This window comes from Amycolatopsis sp. lyj-109, from assembly GCF_046548995.1.
Taxonomy (GTDB): Bacteria; Actinomycetota; Actinomycetes; order Mycobacteriales; family Pseudonocardiaceae; genus Amycolatopsis.
This window is the reverse complement of the sequence record NZ_JAJPWR010000007.1, coordinates 66,625-89,907: the sequence shown is the minus strand read 5'-3', so window position 1 is coordinate 89,907 and position 23,283 is coordinate 66,625. Positions and strand designations below refer to the sequence as shown.

Annotated in this window: 26 protein-coding genes; 10 read left to right on the top strand and 16 right to left on the bottom strand. The window is 72.9% G+C overall.

Features of this window, described 5'->3' with window-relative positions:
- Positions 1-71: 71 nt before the first annotated feature.
- On the bottom strand, positions 72-395 hold the full coding sequence (locus ACLJQF_RS17285) for an ArsR/SmtB family transcription factor (RefSeq protein WP_410609835.1): 324 nt from the start codon (positions 393-395) through the stop codon (positions 72-74).
- An 82-nt stretch (positions 396-477) separates the two neighbouring features.
- On the opposite strand from ACLJQF_RS17285, the gene ACLJQF_RS17280 reads away from it, so the two are divergent.
- From ACLJQF_RS17280 to ACLJQF_RS17265, 4 genes are all read left to right on the top strand, one after another.
- Complete coding sequence (locus ACLJQF_RS17280) at positions 478-1,467, top strand: zinc-dependent alcohol dehydrogenase family protein (RefSeq protein WP_410609834.1); 990 nt, start codon at positions 478-480, stop codon at positions 1,465-1,467.
- 220 nt (positions 1,468-1,687) lie between these two features.
- Positions 1,688-2,242 (top strand): PspA-associated protein PspAB, encoded by a 555-nt coding sequence (gene pspAB / locus ACLJQF_RS17275; protein WP_410609832.1) that lies wholly within the window; start codon positions 1,688-1,690, stop codon positions 2,240-2,242.
- Positions 2,243-2,354: 112 nt separating this feature from the next.
- Positions 2,355-2,762 (top strand): VOC family protein, encoded by a 408-nt coding sequence (locus tag ACLJQF_RS17270; protein ID WP_410609831.1) that lies wholly within the window; start codon positions 2,355-2,357, stop codon positions 2,760-2,762.
- A gap of 81 nt (positions 2,763-2,843) precedes the next feature.
- Positions 2,844-3,473, top strand: a complete 630-nt coding sequence (locus ACLJQF_RS17265) for a hypothetical protein (protein WP_410609829.1) — start codon at positions 2,844-2,846, stop codon at positions 3,471-3,473.
- On the opposite strand, the gene ACLJQF_RS17260 is transcribed toward ACLJQF_RS17265, so the two are convergent.
- Entirely contained in the window at positions 3,392-4,021 is a 630-nt protein-coding gene (locus ACLJQF_RS17260) for a hypothetical protein (protein ID WP_410609827.1), read from the bottom strand. The genes ACLJQF_RS17265 and ACLJQF_RS17260 overlap by 82 nt on opposite strands.
- A 66-nt stretch (positions 4,022-4,087) precedes the next feature.
- Here ACLJQF_RS17260 and ACLJQF_RS17255 point away from each other — a divergent pair, with 66 nt between their 5' ends.
- Complete coding sequence (locus ACLJQF_RS17255) at positions 4,088-4,777, top strand: GNAT family N-acetyltransferase (RefSeq protein WP_410609826.1); 690 nt, start codon at positions 4,088-4,090, stop codon at positions 4,775-4,777.
- Here the strand turns inward: ACLJQF_RS17255 and ACLJQF_RS17250 are convergent.
- Positions 4,774-5,199, bottom strand: coding sequence for a hypothetical protein (locus tag ACLJQF_RS17250; protein WP_410609825.1), 426 nt, complete (start codon positions 5,197-5,199; stop codon positions 4,774-4,776). The two genes, ACLJQF_RS17255 and ACLJQF_RS17250, sit on opposite strands and share 4 nt — an antisense overlap.
- A gap of 137 nt (positions 5,200-5,336) precedes the next feature.
- Between ACLJQF_RS17250 and ACLJQF_RS17245 the strand changes: the two genes are divergently transcribed.
- A complete protein-coding gene (locus ACLJQF_RS17245) occupies positions 5,337-5,693 on the top strand; it encodes a hypothetical protein (RefSeq protein ID WP_410609824.1) in 357 nt (118 codons plus the stop codon).
- On the opposite strand, the gene ACLJQF_RS17240 is transcribed toward ACLJQF_RS17245, so the two are convergent.
- The 5 genes from ACLJQF_RS17240 to ACLJQF_RS17220 all read right to left on the bottom strand — a co-directional run bounded on the left by ACLJQF_RS17240 (position 5,690) and on the right by ACLJQF_RS17220 (position 12,461).
- Positions 5,690-6,967 carry a sensor histidine kinase gene (locus tag ACLJQF_RS17240; RefSeq protein WP_410609822.1) on the bottom strand — a complete coding sequence of 426 codons (1,278 nt, stop codon included), beginning with the start codon at positions 6,965-6,967 and terminating at the stop codon, positions 5,690-5,692. The genes ACLJQF_RS17245 and ACLJQF_RS17240 overlap by 4 nt on opposite strands.
- A 291-nt stretch (positions 6,968-7,258) precedes the next feature.
- Positions 7,259-8,689 carry a carboxylesterase/lipase family protein gene (locus ACLJQF_RS17235; RefSeq protein WP_410609821.1) on the bottom strand — a complete coding sequence of 477 codons (1,431 nt, stop codon included), beginning with the start codon at positions 8,687-8,689 and terminating at the stop codon, positions 7,259-7,261.
- 199 nt (positions 8,690-8,888) lie between these two features.
- Complete coding sequence (locus ACLJQF_RS17230; protein ID WP_410609820.1) at positions 8,889-11,063, bottom strand: xanthine dehydrogenase family protein molybdopterin-binding subunit; 2,175 nt, start codon at positions 11,061-11,063, stop codon at positions 8,889-8,891.
- Positions 11,060-12,022, bottom strand: coding sequence for an FAD binding domain-containing protein (locus ACLJQF_RS17225; RefSeq protein ID WP_410609819.1), 963 nt, complete (start codon positions 12,020-12,022; stop codon positions 11,060-11,062). The genes ACLJQF_RS17230 and ACLJQF_RS17225 overlap by 4 nt, the downstream gene beginning before the upstream one ends.
- A complete protein-coding gene (locus tag ACLJQF_RS17220; protein ID WP_410609817.1) occupies positions 12,009-12,461 on the bottom strand; it encodes a (2Fe-2S)-binding protein in 453 nt (150 codons plus the stop codon). The genes ACLJQF_RS17225 and ACLJQF_RS17220 overlap by 14 nt, the downstream gene beginning before the upstream one ends.
- Before the next feature lie 193 nt (positions 12,462-12,654).
- Between ACLJQF_RS17220 and ACLJQF_RS17215 the strand changes: the two genes are divergently transcribed.
- Positions 12,655-13,230 (top strand): TetR/AcrR family transcriptional regulator, encoded by a 576-nt coding sequence (locus ACLJQF_RS17215; protein ID WP_410609815.1) that lies wholly within the window; start codon positions 12,655-12,657, stop codon positions 13,228-13,230.
- Here ACLJQF_RS17215 and ACLJQF_RS17210 read toward each other — a convergent pair.
- The 3 genes from ACLJQF_RS17210 to ACLJQF_RS17200 all read right to left on the bottom strand — a co-directional run bounded on the left by ACLJQF_RS17210 (position 13,227) and on the right by ACLJQF_RS17200 (position 16,056).
- The gene (locus tag ACLJQF_RS17210) at positions 13,227-13,586 is read right to left on the bottom strand and encodes a hypothetical protein (protein ID WP_410609813.1); all 360 of its coding nucleotides are present in this window, start codon (positions 13,584-13,586) and stop codon (positions 13,227-13,229) included. The genes ACLJQF_RS17215 and ACLJQF_RS17210 overlap by 4 nt on opposite strands.
- A 74-nt stretch (positions 13,587-13,660) precedes the next feature.
- Entirely contained in the window at positions 13,661-15,145 is a 1,485-nt protein-coding gene (locus ACLJQF_RS17205; protein WP_410609811.1) for a CoA-acylating methylmalonate-semialdehyde dehydrogenase, read from the bottom strand.
- Positions 15,146-15,186: 41 nt separating this feature from the next.
- Positions 15,187-16,056 (bottom strand): aldolase, encoded by an 870-nt coding sequence (locus ACLJQF_RS17200; protein WP_410609809.1) that lies wholly within the window; start codon positions 16,054-16,056, stop codon positions 15,187-15,189.
- A 139-nt stretch (positions 16,057-16,195) separates the two neighbouring features.
- Between ACLJQF_RS17200 and ACLJQF_RS17195 the strand changes: the two genes are divergently transcribed.
- Positions 16,196-16,972, top strand: a complete 777-nt coding sequence (locus ACLJQF_RS17195; protein WP_410609807.1) for a GntR family transcriptional regulator — start codon at positions 16,196-16,198, stop codon at positions 16,970-16,972.
- 37 nt (positions 16,973-17,009) lie between these two features.
- On the opposite strand, the gene ACLJQF_RS17190 is transcribed toward ACLJQF_RS17195, so the two are convergent.
- The 4 genes from ACLJQF_RS17190 to ACLJQF_RS17175 all read right to left on the bottom strand — a co-directional run bounded on the left by ACLJQF_RS17190 (position 17,010) and on the right by ACLJQF_RS17175 (position 20,340).
- Positions 17,010-18,224: a PP2C family protein-serine/threonine phosphatase gene (locus ACLJQF_RS17190; RefSeq protein ID WP_410609806.1), complete on the bottom strand. Its 1,215-nt coding sequence runs from the start codon at positions 18,222-18,224 to the stop codon at positions 17,010-17,012.
- Complete coding sequence (locus ACLJQF_RS17185) at positions 18,224-19,216, bottom strand: ATP-binding protein (RefSeq protein ID WP_410609805.1); 993 nt, start codon at positions 19,214-19,216, stop codon at positions 18,224-18,226. The genes ACLJQF_RS17190 and ACLJQF_RS17185 overlap by 1 nt, the downstream gene beginning before the upstream one ends.
- The gene (locus tag ACLJQF_RS17180) at positions 19,213-19,635 is read right to left on the bottom strand and encodes an ATP-binding protein (RefSeq protein WP_410609804.1); all 423 of its coding nucleotides are present in this window, start codon (positions 19,633-19,635) and stop codon (positions 19,213-19,215) included. The genes ACLJQF_RS17185 and ACLJQF_RS17180 overlap by 4 nt, the downstream gene beginning before the upstream one ends.
- A gap of 279 nt (positions 19,636-19,914) precedes the next feature.
- The gene (locus ACLJQF_RS17175) at positions 19,915-20,340 is read right to left on the bottom strand and encodes a MarR family transcriptional regulator (protein ID WP_410610332.1); all 426 of its coding nucleotides are present in this window, start codon (positions 20,338-20,340) and stop codon (positions 19,915-19,917) included.
- 176 nt (positions 20,341-20,516) lie between these two features.
- Between ACLJQF_RS17175 and ACLJQF_RS17170 the strand changes: the two genes are divergently transcribed.
- Positions 20,517-21,734, top strand: a complete 1,218-nt coding sequence (locus ACLJQF_RS17170) for a PP2C family protein-serine/threonine phosphatase (RefSeq protein WP_410609803.1) — start codon at positions 20,517-20,519, stop codon at positions 21,732-21,734.
- Positions 21,735-21,836: 102 nt separating this feature from the next.
- Here the strand turns inward: ACLJQF_RS17170 and ACLJQF_RS17165 are convergent, their stop codons facing one another.
- On the bottom strand, positions 21,837-22,274 hold the full coding sequence (locus tag ACLJQF_RS17165) for an Hsp20/alpha crystallin family protein (RefSeq protein WP_410609802.1): 438 nt from the start codon (positions 22,272-22,274) through the stop codon (positions 21,837-21,839).
- Between the two features lie 166 nt (positions 22,275-22,440).
- On the opposite strand from ACLJQF_RS17165, the gene ACLJQF_RS17160 reads away from it, so the two are divergent.
- A complete protein-coding gene (locus tag ACLJQF_RS17160; RefSeq protein ID WP_410609801.1) occupies positions 22,441-23,283 on the top strand; it encodes an SDR family oxidoreductase in 843 nt (280 codons plus the stop codon).

The following is a 23,283-nucleotide window of genomic DNA, read 5'->3' as shown; positions in this document are numbered from 1 at the left end:
GCCGTCGAAGGTAGCTCTGCCCCAGATCTATTAGCAATGCTAAATGTCTGGTTGGCGAGGAAATGGAGAAATCAGGGGCGTGCGGCTTCGGTGAGGGCCAGGTCGAGCAAGCCGGGGAAGCGGGCGTCGAACTCGTCGCGGCGCAGCGCGTTCAGTCGCTGGGTGCCGCTGTCCCACTGCCGGAGCAGCCCGGCGGCGCGGAGGATCTTGAAGTGCCGGGACGCGGCGGGCTTGCTCACCGGCGGCATGATCGCGCCGCACGACTGGCCGGGTTCCCCGGCGAGGGCGGCGATCATGGCCAGCCGGTGCGGGTCGCGCAGGGCTTCGAGGGCCGCAGTGAAGGAAACGTCCTCGAGGTCCGGGTGTTCCAGGGGGGTCGCGGTGCGGCTGGCCATGTCCCGAGTATCCCCGGTTGCCTGCGCGTGGGCCGCTGTGCCATGGTCGATGTTAGTCATTTGATTAACATGAGGAGTCGTGGTGCGCGTCTACCGTCCCCGGTCCGGCCGCCTGGTCCAGTGCGAAGAGCCGATGCCCGAGCCGCGGCGCGGCGAAGTGCTCGTCCGGGTGCGGGCCGTGTCGCTGAACTACCGGGACCTGCTCATCCTGAACGGCGATCACTTCGCCACCGGGCCCGGGGCGCTGATCCCGGTCTCGGACGCCGCGGGCGAGGTCGCGGCGGTCGGCGAGGGCGTCACGCGCTTCGCCGGGGGAGACCGGGTGATCAACGCCTTCCACTCGGACTGGATCGCCGGCCGGATGCCGGACACCGTGGTGGGGTACGGCAACGGCCGGGACGGCTGGCTGGCCGAATACCGCGCCGTCCCGGAGCACGCGCTCGTCGCGCTGCCGGACTCGCTGAGCTTCGAGCAGGGCGCGACCTTGCCGTGTGCCGCCGTCACGGCGTGGACGTCGCTCGACGGTGTGCGCCCGGGCGATGTCGTGCTGACCCTCGGCACCGGCGGTGTCTCCCTGTTCGCCGTGCAGCTGGCGAAGGCGCGCGGGGCACGGGTCCTCGCGACGACCTCGAGCGCGGACAAGGCGGCGAAGCTGGCCGGACTCGGTGCGGACACGGTGATCGACTACGTCGCGACGCCGGAATGGGGCAAGGCAGTGCTCGACGCCACCGGCGGGCGGGGTGCGGACCGGATCGTCGAGGTGGGTGGACCCGGCACGTTCGCGCAGTCGCTGGTCGCGGCCGGGACGCACCACGCCGAGATCGCGCTCGTCGGGTTCGTCGGCCGGAGCGGGCCCGCGGTCGATTTCATGGATCTGTTCCGCAGCGGCGCGACCGTGCGGAAGATCTGGGTCGGCAGCCGCGAGGACACCGAGGACCTGCTCCGGTGGCTGCAGGTGTGGCCCATCGAGCCGGTCGTCGACAGCGTTCACTCGTTCGATGACGCCGAGGCGGCCTTCCGGCGCTTCGAGGGCCGGGAGAACTTCGGCAAGGTCGTGATCACCATCGCGTGAGGCGAGAGGAATACCGCTGATCGGCGGAACCTACCCGGAGTGACCGTTCGGCGGCGGGCCGGTGCCGTTCGCCGCGCCGCGGCGGGAGTTCCGTCCGGAATGGGCGGCGCAGGCGCATGCTGTCCTTTCCGGTCCCGCGTCCCCGCGCCTGACGTCCACAGTGGACATTGCCAGTGCGCCCGGTCCGGCGGCCTCCGAAATGAGGATAGGAACGTTCGTCGTGACCCTGCTGGACAGCAAGCTGGTCCGGTGCTGGACCTCCCGCCCGCACCTGCAGTCCCTCTACACCCTCGCCGCGGCCGCCCCGCGGATGCGCGCCGCGCTCGGCCTCGCGCCCACCGGCGGCGGCACGGTCGACTTCAAGGTCACCGGGGACGCGCTGGCCCGCACCGCGGCGGAGCTGATCGCCGCGACGTCGGCGCGGCTGCCGGTGCACCCGCTGGTGACGCAGGACCTCCACGGCCGTTCGACGGTCCGGTGCTGGCGGCGCAACCGCGACCTGCGGGTGCTGACCGGCGACCTGGTGGACGTCGCGGACCGGCTGGCCAGGGCGGGGTACGGCGGCTCCCTGCGGTTCGCGACCGTCGAGTTCGGCGAGCCTGCCGGGCGCCGCGAAGGGAAGCTCGCCCTGGTCTACCTGTTCGACCGCGGGACGTTCCACACCGCGGCGCCGGGCGCCCGGCCGCTGGACCGGGCCCTGGAGCTGCGCGCTCGCGCGGCGTTGCACGGCGCGCTGCCGCTGGAGCCCGTCGCGCAGCGGCGGTTCGTGCTCTGACCGGCAGGGGAAAGACCTGCCGCTGAAGGGCCGCGGCGCTGAAAAATCGCCGATTGGCGCGGCCCGGGCGTTCTGCGAGGATGCTGCTCTCGTCCGATCGAAGGAGATGGCCGTGGCTTCTCGTCTGAACCCGTACCTGAGCTTCCGCGACGACGCGCGGCAGGCCATGGAGTTCTACAAGGGTGTCTTCGGCGGCACACTGACCCTGAACACGTTCGGGGAATTCGGTTCACCCGAAGGAGCGGATGCGGACAAGGTCATGCACGCGCAGCTGGAGGCCGAAAACGGCTTCACGCTGATGGCGTCCGACACCCCGGCCGGGATGGAATACAACCCGGGAACGAACATCTCGGTGAGCCTCAGCGGAGACGACGCCGACGACCTTCGCGCCTACTGGGACAAGCTGAGCGACGGCGGCACCGTGACGGTTCCGTTCGAAAAGCAGATGTGGGGCGACGAATTCGGCGCCTGCTTCGACAAGTTCGGCATCCCCTGGATGGTCAACGTCGTGCAAGGCTAGCCGCGAGCCGTTGCAGCCGGTGCCGTCGTCGGTGACGATGGAGGAGCCGGCGTGGTGTGGCGCCGGGCCGAAGGAGGCCCGATGGCGGGTTTTCCCTGGACGTGTGCGCAGTGCGGCGCGGTCAACGACCCCGTTGCCCGGCGGTGCGGCACCTGCGCGGGCCTGGCGCCGGGCCGGGCTCGCGCGCGGGCGCTGTGGGTACTGCTGACCCTGATGGTGGTCGCCGGCGCCGCGGTGGGCGGAGTCCTGTTGTTCACCGGGCACTCGCAGCCCTCGTCGTCCGGGTCGGGGCCGTTCCCGGAGTACACGACGCCGGTGCTGCCGACCACCAAGACCGTGATCACGACCGCCAACGGCGTCACCCCGCCCGCCACGCCGGCCACGACCACGTCGACGCCCGCGGACAAGCCGTGCCCGGCGGACGCGTCCCGCTACTTGCCCGGCGGCACCGGGACGGCGCTGCTCGTGGGGCAGACCGAGAAGTCCCTCGTCACGATCTGCCGGATCCCCGACGGCCGGATCTTCTACGACGGCCAGGCCCGCGGGCAGGCGGCCTCCGGCGACACCCACATCATGCTGCCGGCCCAGGCCGAGGGCAGTGGCTTCGTCGCGGTGAACGGTGACTACCGCTACCGGGTGGACGGCGGCCGGCTGGTCGTGTCGGCCGGGGCCGAGGTGCTCTCGGACGAGGAGCTGAGCACGGTCGGCTGAGCGCCGTACAACTCGTCCACCGGCTCCGCGTCGAACCCGAGGTCGGCCCGCATCCGTGCGCGCATGACGCGGTAGCCGCGCTGGCCGGCCTCCCAGGCGGGCCGCATCCTGGTGCAGGTGTCTTCCGGGTCCAGCAGCATGGCGGCAAGGCGCATCCGGGGCAGCGTGGCGTCGCTGATCAGCCGGCGGACCGCCTCCGGGGCGTGCAGCACGACGGGCCCGAGCGCGTGCTGGGCCTCGCTGCGCACCTCCCGCAGTTCGGCGAGGTGGTGCTCGTCGAGGTCACCGTCCGATTCGCGGATCGCGCGGGCCTGGAACAGCACGCCGTCGAACGCTTCGAGGGAGCCCATCAGCTCGGCGTAGGCGGCGGCGCGGGTCTCGTGGGTCCGGGCCTCGCGTTCGCGCTGCCACCGCCGCTCCTCGCGAGCGGCCTCCTCGGCCATCCGACGGGCCTCCCGCCGCCCCGAAAGGACCTGGGTCAGGATCACCCCGGCGAGGCCGAGAAGGGCGACGACGATCGGAATCCACACCGGGACCTGGGAACCCACGTGGGCACCCTACCCAGGATGTGGGAGTGGCGGCGGCCACTCGCCCCGAGTCCGCATGCTGGAGCCATGGCTTCTCCGCTCGACAACCCGGCCTGGGCGTCCCTGACCGGCCCGCACGCCCACTTCGCGGAACGGCAGGGGCGCGTGGTGCGCTATCCGGAGGACGTCGCGCCGTTCCTGGCGCTGCCCGGAGACCCCGGCGAGCAGGACTGGCTGGACGTCACCGAGCTCGCCGGGCCGGGCGCGACCGTCGTGCTCGCCGCGGCCGCCGCGCGCCCGCCGGCCGGCTGGGAGGTGCTCGACGAGATCCCCGGCGTGCAGCTGGTCGACGAGGGCGTCGCGGCCGCGCCCGAGCCGGAAGCCGTGCGGCTCGGCCCCGCGGACGTGCCGGAGATGCTGGACCTCGTCGAGCGGACGCGGCCGGGGCCGTTCCGCAAGCGGACCGTCGAGCTCGGCACCTACCTCGGCATCCGGCGCGGCGGCGCGCTCGTCGCGATGGCCGGCGAGCGGCTGCACCCGCCGGGCTACACGGAGATCAGCGCGGTCTGCACCGATCCGGCGTACCGCGGGCAGGGCCTCGCGACGCGGCTGGTGCTGGCGGTGGCGGCGGGCATCCGCGAGCGGGGCGAGATCCCGATGATGCACGCGGCCGCGGGGAACACCTCGGCGATCCGCCTCTATCTCTCCCTGGGGTTCGCCCTGCGGTACCGGCCGGACTTCGTGGCGGTGCGCGTGCCGCTCGCGGTTGTGGTCTAGGCACCGGTCGACGACCCGGGCCGGACGATCATCAGCACCGTCACCACCGCCCACAGCAGGTTGAACACGCCGGTCAGCATGGCCAGCCGGCCGAGGGTGTCCGATGTGGACTCCGCGGCCAGCAGCCGCTTCTGGCGCGGCAGGATCAGCAGCGCGAGCACCGCGGCCGCGGCCGCCGTCAGGGCGATCGACACGAGCAGCCACGGGTCGCCCATGACGTGCATCGTGCCCGCGACGCCGAAGCCGAACACCGGGACCGCGATGGCCGCGTAGGCGTAGACGCGGCAGATCCGGTGCAGCAGGGTCGCCGCCTTGACGTCGTCGCGGCGGACGGCAGCGGGGAACATGCTGGCCGCGACCGCGACCGGGCCCACGGCGAGGATCGCCGCCAGGACGTGGATCGAGAGCAGGATTTTCGACACGCACCGAAGCTAGCGATCTTCGCGAGCCGGGGCGAGTGGCTGAATCGCCAGGAACCGCCGGGATCCAGCCAGTAGGCGGCGGGATGTCGAATCGGGGCGCGCCGGTTCGACGTCCGGGTAACGATAAGGAGGGCACGATGACCGCCACGACCAGCACCCCGAACCGGGTCCGGAGCCTGCCGGTCCTGCTCGCCACCGAGGACGACGCCGAGGACATGGGCCTGCTGGCGCCCGACGACCGGCTGACCTGCCACGTGCACGGCCGGTGGATCCACCAGTGCGTCGCCTCGCCGGCGCACGTCAGCCCGGTCACCCGGCACCGCTGGTGCCGCGGCTGCCGGACCGAGCTGGCCGTCGCGGTCGACGAGCTGTCCCTGGCCGTGGCGATGTCCTGCCCGCGCTGCGGTCACGGCGGCAGCGCCGCCACCGCCCGGCTGACCGGGGCCTGCCGCGCGAGCCTCGCCGCCGAGCGCGTCGCCCGCCGTGCGGCCTAGCCCGGCACCCACATGGTGACGCGGGTGCCGCGGCCCGGCTGCGAGTCCACCGTGCCGTGGCCGCCGACCTCGGCCAGCCGGGCCACGATGGACTGGCTGATGCCGAAGCCCGGGGGCCGGTCCTGGACGTCGAAGCCGAGACCCTGGTCGCGGGCCACCACCGCGATCCCGCCGTCACGTTTCTCCACCCGCAGCACGACCTGCTTCGTCCCCGAGTGCTTCACCGTGTTGCGCAACGCCTCCCGGACCGCTTCGCACAACGCGGTGCGCCGGTCCTGCGACACCTTGTGATCGTCGGCGAAGTCCGCGGCGACGAGCTGCGTGCGCAGGCCGTCGCGCGCGAGCTCGGTGGCGACGTCGGCGAGTTCGACCGCGAACCCGCGCGTCGACCCGGTCGGCACGGGCTCGGTGATCTGGCGGCGCAGCTCGGCCGCCTCCGCCTTGGCGACCGAGCGCAGCTCCGACAGCCGCGTGACGGCGTGGGCCTCGTCGCCCGGTGCCGAAATGGCCAGTGCCTCGAGAGTCTGCAGCACGCTGTCGTGCATGATGCGCCGCGTCCGGCGGCGCTCGGCCTCGCGCCCGCGTCGCAGCCCGATGTCCACCGCGAAGCGCGTGCCGACGCCGAGCAGGATGAGGATCGCCACGGCGAGCACGATCGCCACCGCGAGCGCCACCGCGCAGCCGATCGACCGCGTCAGGGCGAGCTGGTTGCCGAGCGGCAGCCCGCCGGCCAGGGTCAGCAGGGCCCGGAACGGAATGGCCGCGGCGAACAGCCACAGCGCGGCGGGCACCCCGCACGTGCCCGCCCACATGGCGACCGAGCCGACGAGCCAGGTCCAGGACACGTCGACGGCGAACGGCTGGATCTCGGCCGGGGCCGTCATCGCGACCACCAGGTTGAGGGCCACGCCGAGGGACAGGTCCAGACCCAGGGCGCGCACGGTGAGCCGCGCCCGCAGGCCGCCCGAGCGCAGCACCCAGACGACCGCGGCGACGTTGGCCGCGACGGCGAAGGCAGTGGCGCCGAGCACCGGCCCGAGCCCCAGCACGCCGTTCGCGGCGGTGAACCCGATGAACACCTTGACGAACGCGGCGGCCCGGTAGGCCAGCGGCACGGCAACCCAGTAGCGCGAGGCGCGGGCGAGCGTCGCGTCCCCGACGGCGGTCAGGTCGCTGCTGTCGGGAACGGGTTCGGCAGGTTCCGCGGGTGTGCCGCTGCGCAGCAGTGTGCGGACGAAGGCGCGTGGCGGTGCGGCAGAGCCCGCCTCGGGCATCGGTGTCCCCGTTCATCCGGCCGTCCGGGCGGCCTGAGCCTGGCAGCGGGGCAGGGGAATAGTCAACCGTCCCGGCCCGGAGCCAGCCCGCTGGAGCAAAGCCCTCAATCGCTTCGTGATCTGCCGGTCGCGCAAGGGGACGGAGGTGGCGGCGGCGCGGGCGGGTGGCACCGGTTGGGGTGCGGGGCGGGGATGAGGTCGCGGCTGCTGCGGACGCTGAGGGCGGATAGTTGCGTTGCGGGTGTGGTCGGCGGGGCGAGCAGGCGAGCCCCGCCGACCCGCGGCGCGCCGTCAGTACGCGTGGAACATCGTGTCCTCGCCCGTGTACTCCGCCCAGCCCGGTGATCCCGTCGTCGCGAAGCGGTGCCAGGCGCCGTTCAGCTCGGCCGCCAGCTCGTGCGGCGGGTTCTCGCCGAGCAGGCCCCGCGGCCCCGAGAGCTTGTCCAGCGCTCCGAACACGAACGGCAGCTCGAGCCCGTGGCACGCACCCAGCCTGCCTTCGAGCAGGGGCGAGCCCCACTCGAACTCGTACCTGAACGTCCGGCCGGTGTGGTTCTCGGCCAGATCCCGGACGCCGTCGCGGAAGACCAGGTCCGTGAGCGCCTCGACCAGGATCTCGCCCGCCGTGCGGCCCGATCCGAGGCCGTAGGCGTACAGCACGCCCGCCGGGTCCGGGTGGGATACCGCGAGGGAGGCTACCGCCTGGTCGTCCGTCACCGCCTCCAGCGCGCCCGTCGGGACCAGGTAGAGCCGCATCTCTTCGCTGCAGCTGCCCACGATCAGGTCGACGTCGCGGCCTGCTCCGGCCTTGATCGCCTTGGCGGGGTGCTGCGGGAGGACGTCGTCGCCCACCATCGGGAGGAACGGGCTGAGGCCGTAGCCGCGGTCGTAGCCCAGCGCGTCGCGCAGGTCGGGGGCGCCGCCCGGGCGGAGGACCGCGTCCTGGGCGTCGAGCAGCTGCTCGGTCGACACCTTGCGGAACGCCTCCGCCGTCGGTTCCGCCTTCAGCTCGTCGGCGACCACCTTGGCCAGCCGCCGGGCCTCGACGCCGCCGCGGACCATGTCCGGGTGTCCGCTTTGGACGATCGCGCGGTGGAAGAGGCCCGCCGACAGCGGCGAGCCGAGCAGGCAGGCGACGCTGACGGCGCCCGACGCCGCGCCGAAGAGGGTGACGTTGGCCGGGTCGCCGCCGAACGCGGTGATGTTCTCCTGCACCCAGTGCAGGGCGGCGAGCTGGTCGCGGAGGCCGAGGTTGGTCGCGCCGCCGTCCAGGGGCAGGAACCCGTCGATGCCGAGCCGGTACTGCACGGTGACCAGCACCGCGCCGGCGCCGGCGAACGCCGTGCCGTCGTGGACCGCGGCGGACGCGGCGCCGCCGATGAAGGCGCCGCCGTGCACGAACACCAGCACCGGCAGGGAAGCGGCGCCCGGCTGCGGCGTCCAGACGTCCACCGTCAGGTACTCCGGCCCCGGGCGCCAGCCGGTGCCGGTGAGCGGGGTCAGGTCGAGGCCGGGCACGTCGTGACGGCGTTGCGGCGCCGTCGGCCCCGGTCTCCGCGTGTCGCGGGCGTCCTCCCACGGCGGTGCCGGGACGGGTTCGGCGAAGCGCAGCTCGCCGTCGGGCGCGGCGGCGTAGGGGATGCCGCGGAAGAGCACCACGCCGGCGGGGGTGACCTGACCGCGGACCGCGCCGGATGTGGTGGGGACGACGGGGTCGGTCATGCGGGGGTCCCTTCGTGGACTGTCGGGGGAAGCGCCCGTCAGCCTAGGACCGCGGACGGCCCGCCGTCATGGGCGTTCCGTCTCCGAGGTTGTCGCGGATGGATAACGGCGTCCGGCCCGGATTGGCCAAGCGCGCGACGACATCGTGAATTCCTGGTGCGGTGCGGGCAGGGCGTCCGGGAACGCCCTGCCCACACCGTCAGCCTTCGAGGAGGTCCTCGATGGTGATCGGGATGTGCCGGACCCGGATGCCGGTGGCGTTGTACACGGCGTTGGCCACCGCCGCCGCCATGCCGACCGTGCCGATTTCGCCGAGGCCCCGCGCGCCCACCGCGTTGTGCAGGGTGTCCGGGTACTCGACGAAGTGGACGCCGACCTCCGGGATGTCGGCGTTGACCGGGAGCAGGTAGCTCGCGAAGTCGCCGTTGGCGAGCCGGCCGTTCGCCTCGATCTCCAGGCCCTCGTGCAGCGCGGCCGAGACACCCCAGATCATGCCGCCCATGATCTGGCTGCGGGCCGCCTTGTCGTTGATGATCCGGCCGGCGTCGAACACCCCGAGCATCCGGGACACGCGCGCCTCGCGCGTCCACTTGTGCACCCGGACCTCGCAGAACTGGGCGCCCCACGAGGCGAAGGAGTGCTTGGTCATCTCCTCGCCGGGCGCCGAGGTGCCGGTCACCTCGAGCGATTCGCGTCCCACGGCCCGCAGCAGCTCGCCGAAGGTCATCGAGTCGCCGTCGGCGAAGACGCGGCCGTCGGCGTAGGTGACCTGGCGCCCGGCGAACGGCGCGCCGGGGTCGGCGGCGAGCGCGGTCAGTTCGTCGATCGCCTTGGTGGCGGCGAGCATGATCGCCGTGCCCGCGCTCGCCGTCGCCGTCGAGCCGCCGGACATGCCACCCGGCGGGAGGGCCGAGTCGCCGAGGCGCGGGGTGATCCGGTCCGCCGGGATGTCCAGCGATTCGGCGCCCACCAGGGAGAGCACGGTCAGCAGGCCGGTGCCGGGGTCCGCGCCGCTCGTCGCGACGTCGGCGGTGTCGTCCGCCCGCAGCGTGATGCCGACGGTGGCCGGGAACCGCAGGGCGGGGAACACCGCGGTGGCGACGCCCATGCCGACCAGCCAGTCGCCGTCGGTGCGCGCGCCCGCCGGGCGGTGCGCCCAGCCGAAGCGGTCCGCGCCGATGCGGAAGCACTCGTCGAGGTGCTTGCTCGACCACTGCAGGTCGTGGCCGGGCGGGGCGGTCGAGTTGTTGCGGACGCGCAGCTCGATCGGGTCCATGCCCAGCTTCACGGCGAGCTCGTCGATCGCGCTCTCCAGCGCGAACGAGCCGGGTGCCTCGCCGGGGGCCCGCATGAACGTGGTCGGCGGGACGTTCAGCGGCACGATCTTCTGGCTGATCGAGAGGTTCTTCGTGGCGTACCACTCGCGCGAGGTGCCGTGCGACGTCGGCTCGACGAACGACCGGGCGGTGTCGGTGTGGCACCACGAGTCGTGGCGCAGGGCGACCAGGGTGCCGTCCGGCTCGGCGCCGATCGCGAGCTTCTGGACCGTCGCGGCCCGGCCGGCGGTGGCGGTGAAGACCTGTTCGCGGGTGAGCGCGGCCTTCACCGGCCGGTCGAGGCTGCGGGCCGCCGCCGCGGCCAGGAACGCCGGCGTGGACGTCCGCCCCTTGCCGCCGAACGCGCCGCCTACGAACGGGTTGACCGCGTGGACGGCTCCCGGCGCCAGGTCGAGCGCGACGGCCAGTTCGGCCGCCTGCATGTCGGACGCCTGATTCCCGCTGTAGACGGTCAGCTCGCCGTCGTCCCACACCGCCACCGCGGAGTGCGGCTCCATCGCGGCGTGGTTCTGCGTCGCGGTCGTGTAGGTCGCCTCGACGACCACCGGGCTCGCGGCCAAGGCGGCTTCGATCGATTCGACGCCCTCTTCGAGCACCTCGATTTCGGGGGGAGCGCCGCCGAAGGTCGGTGCCGCGGGTTCGGCCGTGTCGAGGCCCTCGACGAGCGAGGTCCGGGCGGGCCGCTCCCGGTAGGTGACTTCGACGAGGGTCGCGGCGTCCCGGGCCTGCTCGAACGTCTCCGCGACGACGAAGCCGATCGGCTGGCCGTAGTAGGCGACTTCCGTGTTCTGCAACGGAACCCACGTCTCGCCGAACGGCGGCATGCTCGGCGTCTGCAGCGTCAGCGGGTCGAACGGCGTGTAGACCTCGAGCACGCCGGGTGCGCTCTTCGCCGCGGTGACGTCCACGGCCTCGATCTCGCCGTGGGCGATCGTGCTGAGCAGGACGTAGCCGTAGACCATGCCGGGGAAGGTGTGGTCGGCGCCGTACTTGGCGTCGCCGGTGACCTTCAGCGGCGCGTCCAGCCGGGTGATCATCGGGAGCTCCCGTCGGTCAGTTCGAGCAGGGCGCGGACGATGGTCCGCTGCAGCAGCGGCACCTTGAACCCGTTTTCCGACAACGGTTGCGCGCCGTCGGTGGCCGTCGCCGCGGCGGCCACGAAGGCCGCCTCGGTCGCCGGGGCGCCGCGCAGGGCCGCTTCGACGGCCGGCAGGCGCCACGGCACCGTCCCGACGCCGCCGGCCGCGACCCGGGCGTCGGCGACGATCCCGTCCCGGACGTCCAGCGCGACCGCGGCGGAGCACAGCGCGAACTCGTAGGACTGCCGGTCGCGCACCTTGACGTAGGTGGAGTTCGCGGCCCAGTCCAGCCGCGGCACGAGCACCTCGGTGATCAGCTCGCCGGGACGCAGGTCGTTCTCCACGGCCGGGGTGTCCTCGGGCAGCTGGTAGAAGTCGCCGAGCGCGACGTCGCGAGTGCCGGAGGCGTCCGCCAGCCGCAGGCGGGCGTCGAGGGCGACCAGGGCGACGGCGACGTCGCTGGCGTGCGTCGCCACGCACGACTCGCTGGTGCCGAGGATCGCGTGCATCCGGTTCGCGCCGGTGATCGCGGAACAGCCGCTGCCGGGAACGCGCTTGTTGCACGGCATGGCGACGTCGCGGAAGTACGAGCAGCGCGTGCGCTGCAGCAGGTTCCCGCCGATGCTGGCCATGTTCCGCAGCTGCTGGGAGGCGCTCAGCAGCAGGGCGCGCGAGATCGCCGGGTAGACGCCCGGGTGCGCGGCGATGGCGCCCATCCGCTCGAGCGCGCCGAAGCGCAGCCCGTCGGAGGTGTCGATGCCGCGCAACGGCACGTCGTTGATGTCCAGGACGTGGTCCGGCGTCAGGACGTCGAGCTTCATGAGGTCGACCAGGGTGGTCCCGCCCGCGAGGTACGTGCCGGGTGTGGCGACCGCCGCTTCGACGGTGGTGGGTGCGGTCAGCTCAAAGGGACGCATCGGCCCGCCTCGCCTGCTCGACCGCCTTGACGATGTTCGGGTAGGCCGCGCACCGGCAGAGGTTGCCGGACATGAACTCCCGCACGTCTTCGACGTCCTGCTCGACGGCGGTGACCGCCGACATGATCTGCCCGGCGGTGCAGAACCCGCACTGCAGAGCGTCCTGGTCGACGAACGCCTGCTGCACCGGGTGCAGCCCGTCCTCTGTGGACAGTCCCTCGACCGTCGTCACCGGCTGCTTGACGGTGGCGGCCAGGGTGAGGCACGACAGCACGGGCTTGCCGCCGACGTGCACGGTGCAGGCGCCGCACTGCCCGCGGTCGCAGCCCTTCTTCGGGCCGGTGACGGCGAGGCGCTCGCGCAGCGCGTCGAGGAGTGTGACGCCGGGATCGACGTCCAGGTGTTCGGTGGTGCCGTTGACTTGGAGTGAGATGTCCACTGGTCTCTTTCCGCGGAGCCGGGCGGGTTGCCCGACGGTGTGGTGGGCGGTGGCAGGGGGAGCGGATACTCATCCGCTTCACTCGGTCGCGAGGCTAGCGGATTACAATCCGCTTGGCAACGAGCCTGGCGCCCTGGAGCAGCTCCAGGGCTCGGCTAGATTCAGCGGGACGGCACGACCACCGGGAGGAACGATGACGACCGGATCGGTCAGCCCGCGCCGAGCGGACACCCGGCGCAACCACGAGCGCATCCTCGCCGCCGCGGCGGCTTCGCTGGCCGACACGGGCGAGGTCTCGTTCAACGCGATCGCCCGGCAGGCCGAGGTCGGCGTCGGCACGGTCTACCGGCACTTCCCGACCTCGGAGGCGCTGATCCTGGCGGTCTACCGGCGGGAAGTCCTGCACATCGTGGAGATCGTGCCGGTGCTGCTGGACAAGCACGCCCCGGACGAAGCGCTCCGGGTGTGGGTGACCGACCACGTCGCCCACTACATGATGACGAAGAAGGGACTGGCCGACGCGCTGCGCACCGCGACGGCGGCCCGGGGCGAGCTGCCGGGCGACGCCTTCGAGGACATGCTCGGCGCGGTGTCGGCGATGCTCGAAGCCAACGTGGCGGCCGGAACGGTCCGGCCGGGCCTGACGCCGCTCCTGGTCATGCGCGGCCTGGGCGGCCTGCTGTGGCTCGACCCGAGCGGCGACTGGCAGCGCGACGCGGCGGAACTCGCGGACCTGCTCTGGCACGGGATGGCCGCGCAGCCCGGCTAGGCTTCGCCGCCGAGGTGGACGGTCACGGTGACCCGGCCCTTCGCGTCGCGGCGCGCGACCGCGTGCCCGGTGTGGCCGGTGCCGCCGAGGTCGAGGGTGAGCGGGGCGCCGTCGCCGGTGAAGTTGCGCCACCACGACTTCGCGTCGGGCATCCGCACGCCGATGGTGACGACGTCGCCCGCCCGCTGATAGCCGACCGGCGTGCTGAAGGTGCGGCCCGACCGCCGGCCCGTATAGGTGATCTGTGTGAGGTGACGCCGGACCAGCGGCCCCCAGCGCGCTGAGGTCCGGAGCGCGCCGACACAGGTGTTGACGCGGTCGACGGCGTTCTTCGGGAGCGGGCCTCGGTATCCCACGGCGGCCTCCTTCGGCTGGCTGCCGCCACGGTACCGGAAAACGGAGAAGAGTGTTCCGGTTGTGGGTGGTGGGCTCAGCTGGACGTCGGGAAGGTGAACGCGGCCTCGGTGTGCGGCCAGCGGGTGGTGACGACCTTGGCGCGGGTGTAGAACCGGACGCCCGCGGGGCCGTGGATCGGGCTGTCGCCGATGAGGGAGTCCTTCCAGCCGCCGAAGGAGTAGTACGACATCGGGACCGGGATCGGCACGTTGACGCCGATCATGCCGACCTTCACCTCGCGCTGGAACTTGCGCGCCGCCTCGCCGCTGCCGGTGAAGACGGCGGTGCCGTTGCCGTACGGGTTGGCGTTGATGACGGCGATCGCCTCGTCGAGCGTCCGGGCGCGGACGATCGCCAGCACCGGGCCGAAGATCTCGTCGCGGTAGGCGTCCATCTCCGGCGTGACGCCGTCCAGCAGGGACGGGCCGACGAAGAAGCCTTCCTCGTGGCCTTCGACCTTCAGGCCGCGCCCGTCGACGACGACCTTCGCGCCTTGTTCCGCGCCGCGGGCGACGGAGTGCTCCACGCGTTCGCGGGCGGCCTCGGTGACGACCGGTCCCATGTCGCTGGCCGGGTCGGTGCCGGGGCCGACCCGCACTTCGCGGGCCTTGCGTTCCAGGATCTCCACCAGCTTGTCGCCGGCCGCGCCGACGGCGACGCCGACGGAGATGGCCATGCACCGCTGGCCGGCCGAGCCGAACGCGGCGGCGGTGAGGTGGTCGGCGGCGAATTCGAGGTCGGCGTCGGGCAGGACGACCGCGTGGTTCTTCGCGCCGCCGAGGGCCTGGACGCGCTTGCCGGCCGCCGTCCCGCGTTCGTGGACGTACCGGGCGATGGGTGTGGATCCGACGAAGGACACCGCCGCGATGTCCGGGTGGTCGAGGAGGGCGTCGACGGCGGTCTTGTCGCCGTGCACGACGTTGAAGACGCCGTCGGGCAGCCCGGCTTCGGCGTACAGCCGCGCGACGAAGTTCGAGGCCGAAGGGTCGCGCTCGCTGGGCTTGAGGACGAACGTGTTGCCGGCGGCGATGGCGATCGGGTGCATCCACAGCGGCACCATGATCGGGAAGTTGAACGGCGTGATCCCGGCGACCACGCCCAGCGGCTGGCGGAAGTCGTGCACGTCGACGTCGCGGGAGACCTGGTCGGAGAAGCTGCCCTTGAGCGCGTCGGCGATGCCGCACGCGTACTCGACGACCTCGCGGCCGCGGACGATCTCGCCGCGGGCGTCCTCGACCACCTTGCCGTGCTCGGCGGAGATGATCCGGGCGAGCTCGTCCTCGTGCCGCACGAGCAGCTCGCGGAAGGCGAACATCACCTTGGTGCGCTGGGACAGCGACGAGTTGCCCCACGACTCGAAGGCCTTGCCCGCCGCCGCGACCGCGGTGTCCACATCGGACGGTTCGGCCAGCAGCACCTGGGCCTGCTGCCGTCCGGTGGCCGGGTCGTAGACCGGCGCCGTGCGGGTCGAGCCCGCCGGCGTGGCGGTGCCGTCGATCCAGTGTTCGATGGTGTTCACGGTGTTCCTCCGGGTAGTGGCGCCGGTGCGGGGGTGCGGGTTCACAGCAGGCCCACCGCGGTGTCGACGGCCTTGGCGACGTCGCCGTCGCGGGGGTAGAGCAGCGACCGGCCGACCACCAGGCCCTGCACGGTCGGCTGGGTCAGGGCCCGCTGCCAGGCGGCGAAGGCCGCGTCCGGGTCCTTGACCTCGCCGCCGAGCAGGACGGCGGGCAGCGTCGAGGACGCCAGCACACGCTCCATGTCGTCCACCACGGGGAGCTTGAGCCAGGTGTAGGCCGACGAGCGGCCGAGGCCGGCGGCGATCGTGATCGACTTGATGACGGCGTCGGGGGAGAGATCGTTCTGCAGGCGCCCGTCGACCCATCTCGACAGGAACGGCTCGACCAGCGCGATGAGCTTGCGGTCGGCCAGCTCGTTGACCGCCTTCGCGGTGTTCTCCAGGACGCTGGGCGTGGCCGGGTCCTCCAGGCAGATCCGGGTCAGGGTCTTGCCGCCGTCGAAGCCCATCCGCTCGATCGCTTCCGCGTCGTAGCAGGCGAACCGGTCGTCGATCTCGAAGCTCGACCCGGCCAGCCCGGTGCGGTTCATCGACCCGAGCACCGTCTTGCCGTCGAGCACGCCGAGCAGCAGCAGGTCGTCGATGATGTCCGCGGTCGCCAGGACGCCGGTGACGCCCGGGCGTTCCAGGGCCAGGCACAGCCGCTCCAGCAGCTCGCCGCGGTCGGCCATCGCCGACGGGTTGCCGCCCACCGCGTTCGCGCCGCGGGCGGGGTGGTCCGCCGCGATGATCATCGTGCGGCCCTTGTCGTTGAACGGCGACTCGGCCCGGATGCGGTTCGCGGCCGCCTCGGCGATCGCTCCCGGCTCGTGCACGCGTTTGGCGACGATGCGCCGCAGCACGTCGGTCACAGGTCCGCTCCCAGCTCCCGGTCTTCGAGGCGCGTCCTTCGTGCCCTGCCGGCGACGATTCCAGCAGGCTGGATCTTTGTCAAGACATATGGACAACACGTCATCCCAACAGGTGGCGCGAAGGCGGTACGCTTCGCGGATGAGCAAGCTGGACGCGGCCTTCCCGGCCTGGGACGCGGGGCGCGAGATCGTCCTGGATCCGGGCAGCCCCGAGCCGCTGTACTTCCAGGTGTCCCGGCAGCTGCACGCCGCGATCGAGGACGGCAGGCTGCCGGCGGGGGCGCGGCTGGACAACGAGGTCGACCTCGCCGCGCGCCTGCGCCTGTCGCGCCCGACGCTCCGCCAGGCGATCCAGACGCTGGTCAACCAGGGCCTGCTCGTGCGCCGGCGCGGCGTCGGCACGCAGGTCGTCCGCACGAAGGTCGCCCGGCCGCTGCGGCTGAGCAGCCTGTTCGACGACCTCGCCGGGCTGGGCGGCAAGCCGGAGTCGGCGGTACTGGTCAACCGGGTCGAAGAGGCCGGCGCCGACGTGGCCGAGCTGCTGGAGGCACCCGGGCTGACGCGCGTCCGGCGGCTGAAGCGGCTTCGCTCCACCGACGGCGAGCCGCTCGCCCTGATGAACAACTACCTGCCCGACGGCGTCATCGACCCCGGCGACGACGAGCTGCGCGAGCGCGGGCTCTACCAGCTCCTGCGGTCGGCCGGGGTGCGGCTGCACGCGGCCGAGCAGAACATCGGCGCCCGGCTCGCGACCGAAGAGGACGCGGAACTGCTCCGGGAGGAGCCGGGAGCGGCGTTGCTCACGATGCAGCGCACGACCTACGACGACACGGGGCGGGTGGTCGAGTACGGCTGGCACGTGTACCGGGCGTCCCGCTACACGTTCAACCTCTCGCTGACCAACGGGCCTCAGTAGGAAGCCGGCATCCCGGGGTGGGCGGCCACGGTGCCGGTTACCGCGCAAACGTCCGGCGCAGCGCCAGGACCACCGTGTCGTCGGCGTGCAGCACCACGTCGTGCATCCGGGTGACCAGCTCGCGCGGCAGGCCCGCCACCGGCCGCCTGCGGTCGGCGTCCGCCAGTGCCAGCAGCCGGGCCTGGCCTTCGTCGATGTCCTTGCGGCTCTCCACCAGGCCGTCCGTGTAGAGCAGCACCGTGTCCCCCGCGGCCAGGACCACCTCGGCCAGCCCGCGGCTGCCCGGATCGGGGAAGCCGACCCCGCGGCCCGGCACCGGCGCGGGCAACAGGCGGGCCGGCTCGGCCGCGGTGACCAGCACCGGCTCCGGATGGCCGCCGTTCGCGAAGCGGGTGCGGCCGGTGGCCGGGTCCAGCCGGGCCAGCAGGACCGTGGCCATCAGATCCGGCTCGATCGTCGCCAGGGTGTGGGACGCGTGGGCGATCAGGTCGCGGAACGGATGACCCTCCAGGGCGAGCGTGCGGATCGCGTGCGTCACCGTCAGGGCATGCCGGGTCGAGGTCACCCCGTGGCCGACCGCGTCGACCAGCGTCACGTGGACCTGGCCGCCGGGCAGGACGAACCAGTCGTACAAGTCGCCGCCGGTGGGGGAGTCCTGGTCGGTCGGCGAATAGTGGACGGCCAGCTCCAGGCCCGGCACCACCGGCGGCCGCGGGCGCAGCGCGTCCTCCAGTTCGCGGAAGATCGCCGCGTGCGCGCGGCGGAGCTGCTCGTCCCGCTGCTCCAGCTCGACGTACATCGCCAGCACGCCGCTGTTGGTTTCCGCGAGCTCGTGCTTGAGGTCGCGTTGTTCGTGGGCGAGGGAGTCGACGCGGGCGACCAGCGCCAGCATCTCTTCGCGCGTCGCCCGGTCGTCGTCGAGGTCGGGGCCGAGGTCGGGGCCGAGGTCGGCCGGGGCCGCGGGCCTGCCGCCGGTGAGGTGCCAGGTCAGCGTCGGGCCGTCGCCGCGCTCGGGCAGCAACGGCAAGGCGTCGCGGCTGCCCTGGGCGACGGCGTGGTCCAGCCGCACGGTGACGGCGAGCCGCGGCTCCGAGGCCGCCGTCGCCACGTCCACGGTTTCGCCCGCGGTGAGGGCGGGTTCGGCGAGCAGCGTGACGGCGAGGACCAGCCGCCCGCGGTCGTCGGCGGGCACGCCGGCTTCGGCGCAGGCCGTGCGGAGCCGTCGCCGGATCCGGGCCAGGTCGGGCCGCATCAGGTGGACCGGTCCGCGCTCAGGGCGAGCATCGCCGCGTCGTCGCGGGCGTTCCGGTGCCGGTGGGCGAGGTCCGCGGCGAGCAGCAGCAGATCCGGGGCCCGGCCGGGGACGCGCCAGCCGGTGCCGACGCCGTCGGTGTGCAGGACGACGACGTCGTCGTCGGCCAGCGTCAGGTGCCGGACCGGGGCCGACGGCAGCGTGAACCCGACGATGCCCGGGGTACTGAGCAGCAGCCGGGACGGGCCGGCGCCGATGCTGGCGCCGCTGACGTTGCCGACGCCGCAGAACTCGAGCCGCCGCGGCGCGATCCGCACGAGCGCCACCGCCGCGCCGCGGGTCGTGCGCAGCGCGCGGTGCATGTTCGTGAGCTGGTGGGGCAGCGGGCGATCCGGGTTTTCGGTGAACACGCGCAGCGCGGCGTCCGCGGCTTCGGCGGCGTCGGACCCGTGGCCGAGCCCGTCGGCGACCACGGCGGTCCGGCTGCCCGTGACGTCGGCCAGCGCGACGGCGTCACCGCAGTACTCCTCGCCGTCGCGGGGCAGCCGGAAGTGCCCGATCGACCGGCGGGGTGCCGGTTCGGCGGGGTCGAGCAGGCGGGCGGCGGCGAGCGTGCCGGCCGCGGGCGAGGAGGTGATCCGGAACTCGGCCGCCATCCGCCGCACTGCGCCGAGGCCGGTGCCCAGGGTGGCCGTCGTCGTGTTGCCGTCGAGCAGCCAGCGGTCGAGGTCGGCCATGCCGGGCCCGTCGTCGGCGGCCAGCACGTCGACGCCGAGGCCCATGAGAGATTGCTGCACGAACACCGAGCCGCCGCGGGTGTGCTTGTCGATGTTGCCCGCGAGCTCGGCCGCCACCATCGCGGCGCGGTCGGCCGGCTCGTCCGCGAGCCCGGCTTCGCGCGCGATCTCGCGGGCGACGCGGGCGGCGGCGTACCCGGCGCTGGGGTGGTCGACGCGGATCCGGCGCGTCAGGCCGGCGACGGTCGCGGTCATGGCTTCCACCGCACGACCGTGACGGTGGTGCCGCGGCCGGGCGTGGTGTCGAGGTCGAAGTCGTCCATCAGCCGCCGGGTGCCGCCGAGGCCGTGCCCGAGTCCCGCGCCGGTGCTGAAGCCGTCGGTCATCGCCTGGTCGACGTCGGCGATCCCGGGCCCCTCGTCGCGAACCTGGAGCCGGATCCCGAGCCGCCCCGTCCGGTCCCGCACGGTCTCGACGGTCATGGTGCCGCCCCCGCCGTGGATGTAGGCGTTGCGGACCAGCTCGCTGGCCGCGGTCACGATCTTCGTCTGGTCGACGATCGTGAACCCGGCCGCGACGGCGGCCGCCCGCACCGCGTGCCGGGCGGCGAGGAGGTCCTCCTCCACCCGGACCGGGTGCTCGCCGGACGGGGCGACCCGTTCGTCAGGAAGCACGAGGCGCTTCTTCGGTGGCCTCGGCGGGACGGCGCCGGCCGAGCATGAGCACGCGCGCGACGATGACGCCGCGGAGGCCTTCGTTCACGTTCACCCGGCCACCGCGCCCGGGCGGGCGCTGTCCCGCTCGCGGCTCACGGCCCGGTCTTCCGCCGGCATGCGCGCCAGGACCGAGCGGACCTGGCTGTCGTCCGTGCCCAGCACCCGAGTCCTCCTCCGGTGTTCGGGGCGCGCGCTGTTGTACGCCGATCGAGTGATTGTCATACAACAACAGTTGTATCAGGAATGCAAATTCGGGAGGTCGCCGGCCGCCTCGGTCAGTGCCCGGTACTCCTGCAGCCCGGCGGCCAGTGCGAGCCGGCCTGCCGGGCTCATCTTCGCCAGCAGCGTCTCGACGCGGTCCCGGCGCCGGGAGCGGAGGTCCTGCAGGTAGGCGCGCCCGCGGTCGGACAGCCGCAGCGTCAGCTCCCGCCGGCTGCGCGCGCTGGGCAGGCGTTCGAGGAACCCGACCGCTTCCAGCCGGTCGCAGAGCCTGCTGACCAGCGGCGGCGTCGAGCCCAGCTGCTCGGCCAGCTGCCGCAGGTTGACGCCGTCGTGGCGATCCAGCGCGACGACCGCGCGCAGCTGCGAGACCGACAGCGGGCGCGGCGAAACCTCCCGCTCTCCCTCGACCACCGACTCGAGGAGGCGAGCGAGGTCCGACACGGCAGCCGGGCCGTCCGGGGCGGCCTGCTCGCGGGATCGATCCACGGCGTCCACTGTGGCATCCCTATGCTGAACCGGCAGCACAGCTCACGCGACTCGCCGTGGACCGGCGCGCCGGAGCGGCGCAGACTCGACAGAACCGATCCCGGCACGGGTCCGTGAGCAGGAGGCAGGCGTTGGACAGATCCTTGGCGGTGGAGCGTCTCCTCCGTGACGTACCACCGCACGACCTGCCCGGCGCCCTGCGCTCCGGGCTGGGCGAGCACTTCGGCGCCGAAGCGGTCGAGTTGCTGATGGCCGACTACGCCCTGACGGAGCTGTGCCAGGTGGGCGAGCAGCCCTACACGGCGGAGCCGATCCCGGTCGACGGCACGACCCCCGGGGCGGCGTTTCTGGCGCAGGCGGCGACGTTTTCCCGCGACGGCGACCGCGTCACCGGCTACCTGCCGGTCAGCGTCCGCGGTGACCGGCTCGGCGTCCTGGCCGTCACCTTGCCGAGCGAACCGGAGCCGCCGGTGTGGGCCGAGCTCCAGCGGTTCGCCGAAGCGGTGGCCCACGAACTGTTCGTCGCCGACCGGGACACCGACCTCTACATCCAGGCACGGCGGTCTTCGCGGCTGACGCTGGCCGCGGAAATGCAGTGGCAGCTGCTGCCGGGGCGGGCCTGCACCCGCGCCGAGTTCGCGCTCGGCGGCCAGCTGGAACCCGCCTACGCCATCTACGGCGACTGCTTCGACTGGTCGGCGTCCGCGCGGAAGCTCGCCGTCACGCTGATCAACGGCATGGGGGAGGGCAGCGAAGCGGCGCTGCTGACCAACCTCGCGGTGAACGCGTTGCGCAACGCGCGACGGGCCGGCATCCCGCTCGACGCGCAGGCCGAACTCGCCGACCAGGCGCTCTACGCGCACTACCGCGGTGCCGAGCACGTGGCCGCGCTGCTGCTGGAGTTCGACCTGGGCACCGGCGCGGTGACGGTGGTCGACGCCGGTTCGCCGCGGCTCTGGCGGCTGCGCGACGGCAAGGCCGAGCGGATCCTCTTCGACGAGCAGCTCCCGCTCGGCACGTTCGACGGCACGATCTACACGCTCGAAGACTTCCAGGCGGCCGATGGCGACCGGTTCGTCTTCGTCAGCGACGGCGTCTACAACGCGCTCGGCCCGCACGGCGAGCGCTACGGGGACCGGGAGCTCGCCGAGGCGGTGACGACGACGGCGGAACTGCCGGCGGCGCACGTGCCGGGCGCGGTGCTGCGGGAGCTGTCGACCCGCCGGCACGGCAGCCAGGCCGAGGACGACGCGATGGTGGTGTGCCTCGACTGGTTCGGCTCGACGCCGTTGTCCGGCACGGGGAACGAGCCGTCGGTGACCGTGCGGCGGGCCGACGAGACGCGGTAGCGCGGAGTAGCGCGGGTTCGAACGTCGCGAATGACTCATTCGGGACCTCGGACGTCCCGAATGAGTCATTCGCGACATCGGCGGCGGCCCGGCTTCTGTCCGTCAGGCCTGGATTTCCTTCCGGCCGGACCGGTCGCCGCTGATCTCGATGCGCCGTGGCTTGGCCTTCTCGGCGACCGGGATGCGCAGGGTCAGCACGCCGGCCTCGTAGTCGGCGGCGATGCGGTCGGTGTCGAGGCTGTCGCCGAGGAACAGCTGACGCGAGAACATGCCCAGCGGCCGCTCGGACACCTGCATCTCCACGTTGTCCCCGCCGGGGAGCGGGCGGCGCTCGGCCTTGACCGTCAGCACGTTGCGCTCGATGTCGAGCTCGATGGCGTCCGGAGCGACGCCCGGCAGGTCGAAGCAGACCACGAACTCGTCGCCGGCGCGGTAGGCGTCCATCGGCATCGCGGCCGGCTTCGACCAGGTTCCGGCGGTGCCGAGGGCCTGCTGGGTGAGGCGGTCCAGCTCGCGGAACGGGTCGGTGCGCATCAACATCGGTGTCCTCCTTCTGGGCTTCGGCGGTGGCCGTCAACACGCACTACTGTTCTAACACGTCATCCAAACGATGACAAGTGGGAAGTCGTCGTCAAGATGACGGAATGATTCTCCGGGTGCCGGGAACACGCAGGGAGAGATGCCCGCCCGTACCGGAGGAGCCACCGTGTCCCAGCAGCCCGCCCAGCAGCAGACCCCGCCCGGGACCACCGCCGCGATGACGCCGCGGCCCGACCACGGCGAGCACACTTACCGCGGCTCCGGCAAGCTGACCGGCAAGGCGGCGCTCATCACCGGGGCGGACAGCGGGATCGGCCGCGCGGTGGCGATCGCGTACGCGCGGGAAGGCGCCGACGTGCTGATCTCCTACCTGGACGAGCACGAAGACGCCGAGGAGACGCGGCGCTGGGTCGAGGAGGCCGGGCGCAAGGCCGTCGTCGTGCCCGGTGACGTCGCCGATCCGGCGCACTGCCGGGCCCTGGTCGCGCGCACCGTCGAGGAGTTCGGCCGGATCGACGTCCTGGTGAACAACGCCGCCTTCCAGATGAGCCACGACACCCTGGACGAGATCCCGGACGAGGAGTGGGACCGCACCCTCGCCATCAACCTGAGCGCGTTCTTCCACCTCGCCAAGGCGGCGGTGCCGCACATGAAGCCCGGGGCGTCGATCATCGGGAGCTCGTCGGTGAACTCCGACAACCCGACCCCGCAGCTGCTGCCCTACGACGTGACGAAGGCGGGCATCGCCAACATGACCGCCGCCCTGGCGCAGCTGCTGGGGCCGAAGGGGATCCGGGCCAACAGCGTCGCGCCGGGGCCGATCTGGACGCCGCTGATCCCGGCCACCATGCCGGAGGAGCAGGTGAAGTCCTTCGGCGAGCAGGTGCCGCTGGGCCGCGCCGGCCAGCCGGCCGAGCTGGCGCCGGTGTACGTGCTGCTGGCCTCCGACGACGGCAGTTACGTCTCCGGTGCCCGCATCGCGGTGACGGGCGGCGTGCCGATCCTCTGA

Excerpts from the sequence above, each read along its gene's own strand:
- ACLJQF_RS17285 (WP_410609835.1), bottom strand. The coding sequence starts at position 395 with ATGGCCAGCCGCACCGCGACCCCCCTGGAACACCCGGACCTCGAGGAC.
- ACLJQF_RS17265 (WP_410609829.1), top strand. The coding sequence starts at position 2,844 with ATGGCGGGTTTTCCCTGGACGTGTGCGCAGTGCGGCGCGGTCAACGAC.
- ACLJQF_RS17255 (WP_410609826.1), top strand. The coding sequence starts at position 4,088 with ATGGCTTCTCCGCTCGACAACCCGGCCTGGGCGTCCCTGACCGGCCCG.
- ACLJQF_RS17245 (WP_410609824.1), top strand. The coding sequence starts at position 5,337 with ATGACCGCCACGACCAGCACCCCGAACCGGGTCCGGAGCCTGCCGGTC.
- ACLJQF_RS17240 (WP_410609822.1), bottom strand. The coding sequence starts at position 6,967 with ATGCCCGAGGCGGGCTCTGCCGCACCGCCACGCGCCTTCGTCCGCACA.
- ACLJQF_RS17235 (WP_410609821.1), bottom strand. The coding sequence starts at position 8,689 with ATGACCGACCCCGTCGTCCCCACCACATCCGGCGCGGTCCGCGGTCAG.
- ACLJQF_RS17230 (WP_410609820.1), bottom strand. The coding sequence starts at position 11,063 with ATGATCACCCGGCTGGACGCGCCGCTGAAGGTCACCGGCGACGCCAAG.
- ACLJQF_RS17225 (WP_410609819.1), bottom strand. The coding sequence starts at position 12,022 with ATGCGTCCCTTTGAGCTGACCGCACCCACCACCGTCGAAGCGGCGGTC.
- ACLJQF_RS17215 (WP_410609815.1), top strand. The coding sequence starts at position 12,655 with ATGACGACCGGATCGGTCAGCCCGCGCCGAGCGGACACCCGGCGCAAC.
- ACLJQF_RS17195 (WP_410609807.1), top strand. The coding sequence starts at position 16,196 with ATGAGCAAGCTGGACGCGGCCTTCCCGGCCTGGGACGCGGGGCGCGAG.
- ACLJQF_RS17190 (WP_410609806.1), bottom strand. The coding sequence starts at position 18,224 with ATGCGGCCCGACCTGGCCCGGATCCGGCGACGGCTCCGCACGGCCTGC.
- ACLJQF_RS17185 (WP_410609805.1), bottom strand. The coding sequence starts at position 19,216 with ATGACCGCGACCGTCGCCGGCCTGACGCGCCGGATCCGCGTCGACCAC.
- ACLJQF_RS17165 (WP_410609802.1), bottom strand. The coding sequence starts at position 22,274 with ATGTTGATGCGCACCGACCCGTTCCGCGAGCTGGACCGCCTCACCCAG.